This window comes from Belnapia sp. (genome assembly GCF_059504005.1).
The window spans coordinates 1-8886 of the sequence record NZ_JCACHU010000034.1; the positions used below are offsets into that span (position 1 = coordinate 1).

9 protein-coding genes and 2 pseudogenes are annotated in these 8886 nt (G+C 64.3%); 8 read left to right on the forward strand and 3 right to left on the reverse strand.

Annotation, left to right across the window (positions count from 1 at the left end; translation table 11 throughout):
• Positions 1-29: 29 nt before the first annotated feature.
• Positions 30-158 (reverse strand): annotated as a pseudogene (locus tag AC5JJ1_RS05340) (IS3 family transposase); the annotation flags it as partial.
• 250 nt (positions 159-408) lie between these two features.
• On the opposite strand from AC5JJ1_RS05340, the gene AC5JJ1_RS05345 reads away from it, so the two are divergent.
• From AC5JJ1_RS05345 to AC5JJ1_RS05375, 7 genes and pseudogenes are all read left to right on the forward strand, one after another.
• Entirely contained in the window at positions 409-846 is a 438-nt protein-coding gene (locus tag AC5JJ1_RS05345; protein WP_495784081.1) for a Rap1a/Tai family immunity protein, read from the forward strand.
• Between the two features lie 20 nt (positions 847-866).
• Positions 867-1142 carry a YMGG-like glycine zipper-containing protein gene (locus AC5JJ1_RS05350; protein WP_495784082.1) on the forward strand — a complete coding sequence of 92 codons (276 nt, stop codon included), beginning with the start codon at positions 867-869 and terminating at the stop codon, positions 1140-1142.
• 612 nt (positions 1143-1754) lie between these two features.
• Entirely contained in the window at positions 1755-1907 is a 153-nt protein-coding gene (locus tag AC5JJ1_RS05355; RefSeq protein ID WP_495784088.1) for a hypothetical protein, read from the forward strand.
• Positions 1908-1920: 13 nt separating this feature from the next.
• Positions 1921-2133: pseudogene (locus AC5JJ1_RS05360) on the forward strand (hypothetical protein); the annotation flags it as partial.
• Positions 2096-2278: a hypothetical protein gene (locus tag AC5JJ1_RS05365; RefSeq protein WP_495784089.1), complete on the forward strand. Its 183-nt coding sequence runs from the start codon at positions 2096-2098 to the stop codon at positions 2276-2278. The pseudogene AC5JJ1_RS05360 and the gene AC5JJ1_RS05365, both read left to right, overlap by 38 nt.
• Positions 2279-2788: 510 nt before the next feature.
• The gene (locus AC5JJ1_RS05370) at positions 2789-3367 is read left to right on the forward strand and encodes an SH3 domain-containing protein (protein WP_495784083.1); all 579 of its coding nucleotides are present in this window, start codon (positions 2789-2791) and stop codon (positions 3365-3367) included.
• Positions 3368-3602: 235 nt separating this feature from the next.
• Positions 3603-6434: a PAS domain-containing hybrid sensor histidine kinase/response regulator gene (locus AC5JJ1_RS05375; protein WP_495784084.1), complete on the forward strand. Its 2832-nt coding sequence runs from the start codon at positions 3603-3605 to the stop codon at positions 6432-6434.
• A 302-nt stretch (positions 6435-6736) separates the two neighbouring features.
• Here AC5JJ1_RS05375 and AC5JJ1_RS05380 read toward each other — a convergent pair whose 3' ends face one another.
• Positions 6737-7117, reverse strand: a complete 381-nt coding sequence (locus AC5JJ1_RS05380) for an IS6 family transposase (protein WP_495784087.1) — start codon at positions 7115-7117, stop codon at positions 6737-6739.
• A gap of 449 nt (positions 7118-7566) precedes the next feature.
• Between AC5JJ1_RS05380 and AC5JJ1_RS05385 the strand changes: the two genes are divergently transcribed.
• Entirely contained in the window at positions 7567-8022 is a 456-nt protein-coding gene (locus tag AC5JJ1_RS05385; protein ID WP_495784085.1) for a DUF2934 domain-containing protein, read from the forward strand.
• Positions 8023-8295: 273 nt separating this feature from the next.
• On the opposite strand, the gene AC5JJ1_RS05390 is transcribed toward AC5JJ1_RS05385, so the two are convergent.
• Positions 8296-8763 carry an IS6 family transposase gene (locus tag AC5JJ1_RS05390; protein ID WP_495784086.1) on the reverse strand — a complete coding sequence of 156 codons (468 nt, stop codon included), beginning with the start codon at positions 8761-8763 and terminating at the stop codon, positions 8296-8298.
• Between the last annotated feature and the right edge of the window lie 123 nt (positions 8764-8886).

An 8886-nucleotide genomic window follows, 5' to 3' on the forward strand; every position in this document is an offset into this window, starting at 1 on the left:
ACCCCGGAGTGCGCCCGCCCTCAGTTACGCCATGTCGGCTCCGTCACCCCGATCGACCGCACCGCCTCGGCCACCGACCTGCCCTGACCCACCAGCACTTCGACCTGCCGCAGCTTGGCGACGATCTCCTCGAGCGTCTGGCCCTTCTCCCTCACCATCCCCGAACCTCCCGCCGCAGTCGCCAGGCTACATTACCGGCGAACCACTTCTACAGGGGCAGGGCAGGACATCGCCCCTGGAGTGCGCCCCATCCGTTCCGCGCCGCCGAATGTCGCGTTCGCACATATTGGCATGTTATAATTCAACCTTATGTTCTATGCTCTCCATGAGGTTGCGGCGTAGCAGCGTTTATAGGCGACGACCCAGCCGCGAAGCCGCAGCGCAAGCCACATCACAAGGGATTACTCCATGCGAAGCCTGCTCGCTGCAGCCTTAACCTGTCTGCTCGCGCCCATGGCGTGGGCGCAGCCGCGCCCTCACGATGCAACAGGACCCGATGTCATCACGCATGTCCGCACTGTGGCCGATCTGGCCGCGGTATGCGCGCCAGCCTGGTCCGGCGTCGCACGGCTGGAGGCGATCGCCTACTGCCAGGGCTTCCTGACCAGCGCCGGCCAGTACCACACGCTGGCCCATCCTGCGGGTGGGCGGGTTGCTCCGCTCTACTGCGTGGCATCGCCCGGGCCAAGCGTTGCCGAATCCGGCATCGCCTTCGCCGCCTGGGCCCATGACCACCCGGCTTACCAGGGCGAACCCGCGCTGGATGGCTTTCTGCGCTGGGCCGAAGCGACGTTTCCCTGCCCACCCCCCGTTTCGTCACGTCGCGCTCACCGGTCGGTCCGCTGAGCATGGAAAGGAACATCGCCATGCGCCCGAAACTCGCCATCCTGACGTTTGCCGGCTTCGCCCTTGCGGGGTGCGGTGACATGAACCAGACCCAGCAGCGCACCGCGACCGGCGCGCTCGGCGGCGCTGCCGTGGGCGGCATCCTGGGATCTTTCAGCGGAAATACTGGGCTCGGAGCGCTGCTCGGCGCCGGTGTCGGCGGTGGTGGCGGGTACCTGTACGACCAGTCGCAGCGATCGCAGCGGCCCTACTACGCCGACCAACGCCGCAGCCGTACCGGCTACAACACCTACTGAACCTCTGGCTTTGGCCTTGCTGTAATCGCTGTCGCCGGGTCCGTCAGACACGGGATGCATGCGCCAATACGGGATAGAGGAAAAATATCGGGGATACAATATCGCTTGCCTCCCGCAGTCAAACTCGGGCGACGCATAACCGGAGGGCTGCCGCGGGCGCCCATCCGCATCTGCCCTCCGGCACCCATCTGGACTGAAAACAATGCGGCAAAATAGGGTGTTTCTGCTCGTCGGCGCGGCGTGCATCGCGCTCGGTGCCGCTGGATACTGGTTCTATCAGGAACAGAATCGCAGCGGGGTCGAGGTCAGTATCGGTGGACGCAGCATTACCATCAAGACCCGGTAAGATCATCGGACGTCAGCTACACCGAACCCGGCTGGGCGCAGATCACGTGCGCCACACGGTCAGCCGTAGACTCGGCACCACCGACCCCTGACATGGATGTCTCCCTCGTTTGGTGCGGGAGGGACAGCCTCCCGAACAGCGATACGGAAGTAGCCGGCGCGTCTTACAGCATTGGCGCGCCGCCACGGTTGTCCTCGTCTGCCGAACAAGTTTGCCAAGCCGCCCCCAATGCCACATCGCCATACGGCATGCATTAGGAGAATAACGTGGCTCGCTCGCAGTTGCCGCGTTGGCTTACCTGGCTGGCACCGCCTTCCATCCTCCTGCTGCTGATCGCTACTTTCTGGTTCTGGGACTGGTTTATCCCCTTCGCCGAGCACCGCGCCTCCGTTGCGCTCGAACGGCCCGTCACACCTTGACCCAAGGACCATCCGGCGCAGACGGGCGATCGAGCCGGCCCACTTCGAGGGCGTGGCGGGGTTTCGCAGCCGGGCCGTTGTGAGCGAGGCGGACGGCATCGTGGGAGGCGCCCCCGCCAGCCCGGCCGAGGTGCCGGTCCTGCTGCGGCCGTTGGCTGAGTACGAGGCGGTGGCCGGGGGGCCTTGTGATGATGCCCCACCAGGACCGCCTGGACGGCGATGCTGACGCGGCTCAAGCTGACGGCCACCTGCAGCGTGATCTCGGTAATGAAACGACCCACGTCATCGCCAAGCGCAACTGGTATTTCCAGATGTTTGTTTGTCGTGTTGCTCCCGCTGCAGAGTATCAAGCTCACCCCGGAGCGGCTTAGCCATGTCGAGCATTCGCCATTCGCCGCCTTCCGTCGGAAATTGTTGTAATAGTAATTTCAGAAGAAAGTTTCTTATCGCAGATACTTGGAACGCTTTGTTTTCAGGCCAATGTATTTTTTCTGTACTAAAGATATTTATGCATATTTCTTGCATCGATTTTTATTGCGTTTTTCTCTTATGTAGTGCATAAATACTTACGAGATTTAGCCGCGCACAGGCCTGGTCACATCTGCAAAGTGTCGGCCCTCCAAGCGATTGGGGCCGTTCAGCAGCAGGCCACCGCGCATCCCGCGCGTGCCTTCTAAGCCCCACGAGGACGCAAGCCGCATATGGCAGCTATTGCCGGATCGAAGATCTTTGTCGGCTTGACGGCCCTAGTGGCTGGCACAGCGGTGGCATCCGTCGAGGGCTGCGACAGTTCCGGGAATCCTGTCGTGCCAGCCGAGCGCGTGGCGGAGGATCCTCCTTGTGGCGAGAGCGGCCTGAGCCTCCGAGATGAGAGCGCCGCCGTGGCAGCCGTACAGGCGCATCTGAGCGACGCCGGGGTGGCAGGCGAGCTCGGCGATGTCCGGCTGTACTCCCTTGGCCTGGCGGATGAAGTCGTGGTTTGCGCGACGCTCCCGGTGCGTGGCGCCGAGCTCATGCAGATTGTCGCCAGAGTCGTGCTGAGTCCGCCCGCAATGGCAGCACGCATGGCGGCACCGGCCGCGGGGGCGGCGGCACAGGGCCGGACAACGATGGTCATCCTGGAAGCCGGTCCAGGCCTGGGCCGCGGCGGTTCACAAGCGGGTCCGGGCTTGCGCTATTGCCGCCATCCGCAAGCTGCGGCCGCAGCCGGCGTCGGGGCGCTCCCCGGGACCGGCAGCCAGGCCGCACCGACAGGCGCGGAGCCTGGTGTGCGCCTCGTAGTGATCTCGCCGGCGCGGGTACGCGCTGCGCCCGGCGGCAGCGCGCCGGTGCTGTGGACCGCGCCCCGTGGACGCAGCTACGTCGTGCTCGGCCATGCTCCCGGCGGCTGGGTGAACATCGGCGATGGCGAGGCTGCCCTCGGCTGGGCGCATTCCAGCCTCCTGGGTGCCCCGCCCTGAATGGTGGGCTGGCCCCGGCGCACGGGCAGCCTTGCCGCGGCCCGCGCCCGCACATGAAGCACCGGCGTCGCGGTCGGCCATTATTCCACCACCCCTCCCACTATGCACCGCCAGGCTGGATCAGGATGGCAGTGCGCACGGGAGGGAAGTGGCCCAGGGCGAAAGGCCCATTCATTCCATGAAGCTTTGTCCCGCAGAGGCCACGAAGGTTGTCCCCTTCCCGCTTGCCGGCGGCATGATGGGCGCGCTGACACGCGCGCACGACTGGTCGGCAACGCCGCTCGGACCCATCCAGGCTTGGCCGCTGGCCTTGCAGGCAGTCGTCGATTTGGTGCTCGGCTCACCCCTGGCCATGGTCGTGCTGTCGGGTCCCGAACTCGTCCAGATCTACAATGACGCCTATGCCAAGCTCATGGGCACCCGGCATCCCGCGGGGCTTGGCCAGCCGACCCGCCTGTGCTGGCCTGAGGTCTGGGCGTTCAACGCGCCTATCTACGAGGCTGTGTTTCAAGGCGATACACGGTCCTTCGAGAACCAGAAGCTTGCCACCGCGCGCAATGGCCGGCTTGAGGACGCATGGTTCAACCTGACCTACAGCCCGCTGCGGGACACAGGCGGCGCGGTTGCGAGCGTGCTGGTGACCGTCGTCGAGACGACCGCGCGGATCCTGGCCGACCGCCGCAACACCGCCGAGCGCGACCGCCTGTCCCGCATGTTTGAGCAGGCGCCCGGCTTCATGGCGATGCTAAGCGGGCGCGAGCAGCGGTTCGAGTTCGTTAACGCCGCCTACCTGCAGCTTGTCGGCCACCGCGACATCGTTGGCCGCTCGGTGCTGGAGGCGCTGCCTGAACTCGAGGGACAGGGATATTACGAGTTGCTCGACACCGTTTACACAACTGGTAAGCCGTTCGTCGGACGCAGCTTGCCGGTCGGATTGCAGCGGGGTCCCAGGGCCGCGGTGGAGCAGCGCTTCATCGACCTCGTCTATCAGCCGATCAGTGACTCTGAAGGTGCCGTTACCGGAATCTTCGTCGAGGGCTCGGACGTGACCGAGCGCGTACTCGCCGAGGCCGACCTCCGGATGACCGAGCAACGCCTAACCGCCATCTTCACCTTCGCAGCGGTCGGCTTGGCCGAGATCACGCTGGATGGTCGCTTCCGCCGCGTCAACGACGCCTTCTGCCGCATGCTGGGTCGGTCGCGCGAGGATCTACTCTCGACCGGCTTCGTGGAGGTGACGCATGCGGACGATGTCGTCGTCAGCCTGGAGCATTCAGCACGCACCTGCGAGACCGGAAAGCCTGCGTCCTTCGACAAACGCTACCTCCGGCCGGATGGCGCGTTGACTTTCGTCAACTGCAGCCTGACACGCCTGGATGGAGAGCACGGCCAGCCGCCTGCGCTACTGTCCGTGACCATCGACATGACGGAGCGGGTGCAGGCGGAAGCGGCCCTGCGTGCCAGCGAGGAATTCAGCCGCCGCGTGATCCAGAGCTCCGCGGACTGCATCAAAGTTCTCGGCCTTGACGCGCGCGTGCTGTTCATGAGCGAGGGCGGCATGTCCGTCATGGAGGTTGACGACTTCAAGGACATGCAAGGCGCCTGCTGGTCCGACTTCTGGCGCGACGACGAGCACGACAAGGCCCTCGCCGCGGTCCAGGAGGCCAGGGGTGGCGGTACCGGTCGCTTCCAGGGCTTCGCCGCCACGCGCAGGGGCACGCAGCGCTGGTGGGACGTGGTGGTGACCCCGATCAACGGACCGGACGGTCAACCCGCAAAGCTCCTGTCGGTCTCGCGCGATGTGACGGCGACGAAGCAGGCGCAGGAACAGCTGCGCGAACTGAACGACACGCTCGAGATCAAGGCCGCCGAGCGCGCTACCGAGCTTGCTGAGGCGCAGGAACAGCTGCGCCAGAGTCAGAAGCTCGACGCGCTGGGGCAGCTCACAGGCGGTGTCGCGCACGACTTCAACAACCTCCTGACGGTCATCCGCTCCTCTGCGACACTCCTAGGACGTCCCGACCTCTCGGAGGACCGCCGCCGCCGCTATCTCGACGCGATCTCCGAAACCACCGAGCGAGCTGCAGCGCTGACACGTCAGCTGCTCGCCTTTGCGCGACACCAAGCCTTAAAGCCGGAGGTGTTCGACGCGGCAGATCGGATCAATGCCATTGCCGAAATGCTGAAGACCCTGCTCGGTGCAGGCATCGAGCTGACGATCGAGGCGCGTTGTTCTGCATGCTGGGTGGAAGCCGACCTAAGCCAGTTCGAGACGACTCTCGTTAACCTTGCATTGAACGCGCGCGACGCGATGCACGGGGAGGGGACGCTGGCCGTGGTAATCAGGCCATCCGCCCAACTGCCTGCCATCCGGAGCCACAAGGAGGTCCCTGGCAACTATGTCGCGGTGTCCGTGACCGATACCGGGACCGGCATCTCGCCAAACACGCTGAGCCGGATCTTCGAGCCGTTCTTCACGACCAAGGAAGTTGGCAAAGGCACTGGCCTGGGGCTCAGCCAGGTTTATGGCTTTGCCAAGCAATCGGGTGGCGACGTGGATGTGTCGAGCCGGCCCAGCCAGGGCGCGACTTTTACCCTCTACCTGCCTCGCTCCAAACTGTCTGCCACGGTTCAAGCGGAGGCCGCTGCGCCGTCCGAGCTGCGCGCGCCGAGAAGCTGCCGCGTACTCATCGTGGAAGACGACACGCAGGTCGGCGAGTTCGCGGCGCAGCTTCTGTCCGACCTTGGCTTCGAGACAATCCATGTGACGGATGCCTCCCTTGCTCTCGACCTACTGGACTATGACCGCAACGCCTTTGACGTCGTCTTCTCGGACGTCGTCATGCCGGGGATCAGTGGCGTTGAGCTCGGCCGCATCATCCGTCTTCGGTGGCCGGAACTGCCGGTCGTGCTGACGAGCGGCTACAGTCACGCCCTGGCAGCAGATGCAAGCCACGGCTTCCCATTGCTGCACAAGCCTTATTCGGCCGGAGATCTTGCGCAAATCCTGCAACATGCCATAGCGAACCTTCAGCAGTTCCCGCCGGCGTCGGCCGCAAGCGCGTAGCGACCGTTGGGGTGTACCGGGAGCGTGCTGCTGGTATTTGTTGCGTTCACCTGCTTCCTGGCGGGCTAGGTGCCGGGCTATGCCGTTGCCGGCGACCGGCAACGGCGATGAGGTCGCATGCCGTCACGGCGTCCCGCTGGCAACCGAAAATCGTACCATCCAAGAGGTGCCGCTTCTCGGATGCAATGGTTCATCTTGCAGTCCCTTGCAAACTTCGCAACACAACCGCTCGTCGTCTGCTTTCAGCTCCGCCGTGGCGCACGGGTAAGCTGGGTTCTTATCCACGGCGGTGGTGCGGGAGTTCACCGTATGCGGCTGGCCGAAGGCCTTCGGAAGAACCGCTTAGCAGCCTCGGCATCGCGCTTTGCCGGGAGCAGAAAATCGATCGTCCGCCCGCGGCTGTCGACCACCCGATACAGGTACATCCAGCAGCCCCCCACCCGGACATAGGTCTCATCCACCCTCCAGGAGCCGTTGCTCAGGCGCAGGTGCGGCCGGGTCCGCTTTTCGATCTCCGGTGCATAGGTCTGCACCCAACGGACCACCGTGGTATGCGCCATCTTAAGGCCGCGGTCGTCCAGCATCAGTTCGAGATCACGATAGCTTACCGGGAACATGAGGTAGCAGCGGGCCGCGCAGACGATCAACTCGGCGATGAACTGCCGCCCCCTTGGAAAACTGATCCAGCCTCACCGAAGCCACACGCCACCGTCTCGCCACGCCCTGGTTTGTACCCGCTCAGAGCGGCTACACAAGGACGCACAGAACTAGGCTGAGTGTGCCCGATCGGCCGACTCATACAGCAAGGTCGACGGGGATAGAACGTGTAGGTGGCCGAGCGGCCGGAGCGCTCCGTTCGAGGCTGCCGCCGGTTCCGCTACCGTGACTGCGGAATGCCGTACAACAAACGCTCCGGTACCTGCTATACTAAATGTCTCCTGCTAAGCTACGTATCTACTGACATTCCTGGGCTTGCCACAGAACAGGCCGACACAAGCGGAATGGAGGGGCGCTGGTGAGATTGCTGAGGCTGCCGCCCGGCGGGATCAGCTTCCAACCGGTGCCCTCGCGCGCAGGTTGCGGCGGAGTATCTTGGCGCCTGCGGCCGACACATTCGGAGAGGAACAGTGCCATGGAAGAGCGTCTTGTAGACGTGCTGGGCAGCAACGGTGTGCCTATCCACACCTACCCCATCACGCTCGATAAATCCGGCGGAGCCGTGACCGAGGCTGAGTTCAAGACCAAGGCGTTGGAGGCGGCTGCTCATGGACGGTTGGTCCCTGATGGCGATCTCGAAAGCTTGACTGCCCGGATGCATTTCAGCCGGGGTGGCCCGATGCAACCCTACGGGGATGAAGTAAGGACGGATTCAGAAACGAAACTCGGCTTGGAACAAGCCGTCCGCGAACGTGCCTATTTGCTGTGGGAAAAGGACGGCCGTCCAGAAGGGCAAGCGGAAGAATACTGGCATCGCGCTCTCGACCAGCATCTCCGTGAGCGCGCCTACGTGTTGTGGCAGCAAGAGGGAAGTCCGGAGGGGGGCGCCGATGAATACTGGCATCGGCTGCGCGAGTTCCAAGGTAGCTGACCCTGGTTCTGTTGCGGCTTGGCGGCGTCGCAAAGCCGCAACAGAACCCTTGCGAGCGCGTTGGACACTCACGGAATGACCTCGCAGCCTGGTAGGCTTCTGAGGCATCGCTGAGACCTCCAAGCGAGAGAAAACTGTCATCTGGCGGGGAGCGTGCTTACACCGGCTTCGCGCATGACTACCTCGTCTTGGAAGCTGGGGCTCAGCAACGGGCATTGCCAACTTGTTGGGCCGCGTGACGCGCGGAGCCGTGCGGCGATCCGTCGCGCGACATCACGCTGCCGCTTGGACGCGCGTCTCCTCCCGCCACAGCTGGAAGGCCTGGGCACGAGCATGCCGATACTCACCAGCGGCCATTAGATGTCGACGCGGACGGAAATGGCCGTAGATCACGGCGTGAGATGACAGGAAGCGCTGCGCCTGCGCCGGTGACTTAAAGCGCTGCATCTGCCGCTCTCGCCGACGCGTCGACCGGTGCGAGTTCTCAGCACGGTTGTTCAGATACCGGCTGGTCCGGTGCTTGACCTCGGGCATTACCTCGCGGTGCGCTACACCGTAGCTGCGGAGGCCATCGGTGACGAGGCGCCGCGGCTTGTACTTTAGGCCGACGAGCAGGCGCTTGAAGAAGCGCTTTGCAGCCGTAGCATTGCGGCGGCCCTGCACCAGGATGTCGAGCACGACGCCGTGCTGGTCGACCGCGCCCCAGAGATAGTGCAGCTCGCCGCTAATCTTCAGGAACACCTGACACTGTCGGCGAAATCAGGCGGCCGGCGCGCAGCGCAGCTTCCCGTCATCGCGGGCATAGTGTACGCGCCAGACGTCTCGCAAGGTCTGCACCATCCGCACATCGCTGACCGCGCCCGG

What these genes read in the sequence shown, in the direction of transcription:
- AC5JJ1_RS05345 (WP_495784081.1), top strand. Translation starts at nt 409, where the DNA reads ATGCGAAGCCTGCTCGCTGCAGCCTTAACCTGTCTGCTCGCGCCCATG.
- AC5JJ1_RS05350 (WP_495784082.1), top strand. Translation starts at nt 867, where the DNA reads ATGCGCCCGAAACTCGCCATCCTGACGTTTGCCGGCTTCGCCCTTGCG.
- AC5JJ1_RS05365 (WP_495784089.1), top strand. Translation starts at nt 2,096, where the DNA reads ATGATGCCCCACCAGGACCGCCTGGACGGCGATGCTGACGCGGCTCAA.
- AC5JJ1_RS05375 (WP_495784084.1), top strand. Translation starts at nt 3,603, where the DNA reads ATGATGGGCGCGCTGACACGCGCGCACGACTGGTCGGCAACGCCGCTC.
- AC5JJ1_RS05385 (WP_495784085.1), top strand. Translation starts at nt 7,567, where the DNA reads ATGGAAGAGCGTCTTGTAGACGTGCTGGGCAGCAACGGTGTGCCTATC.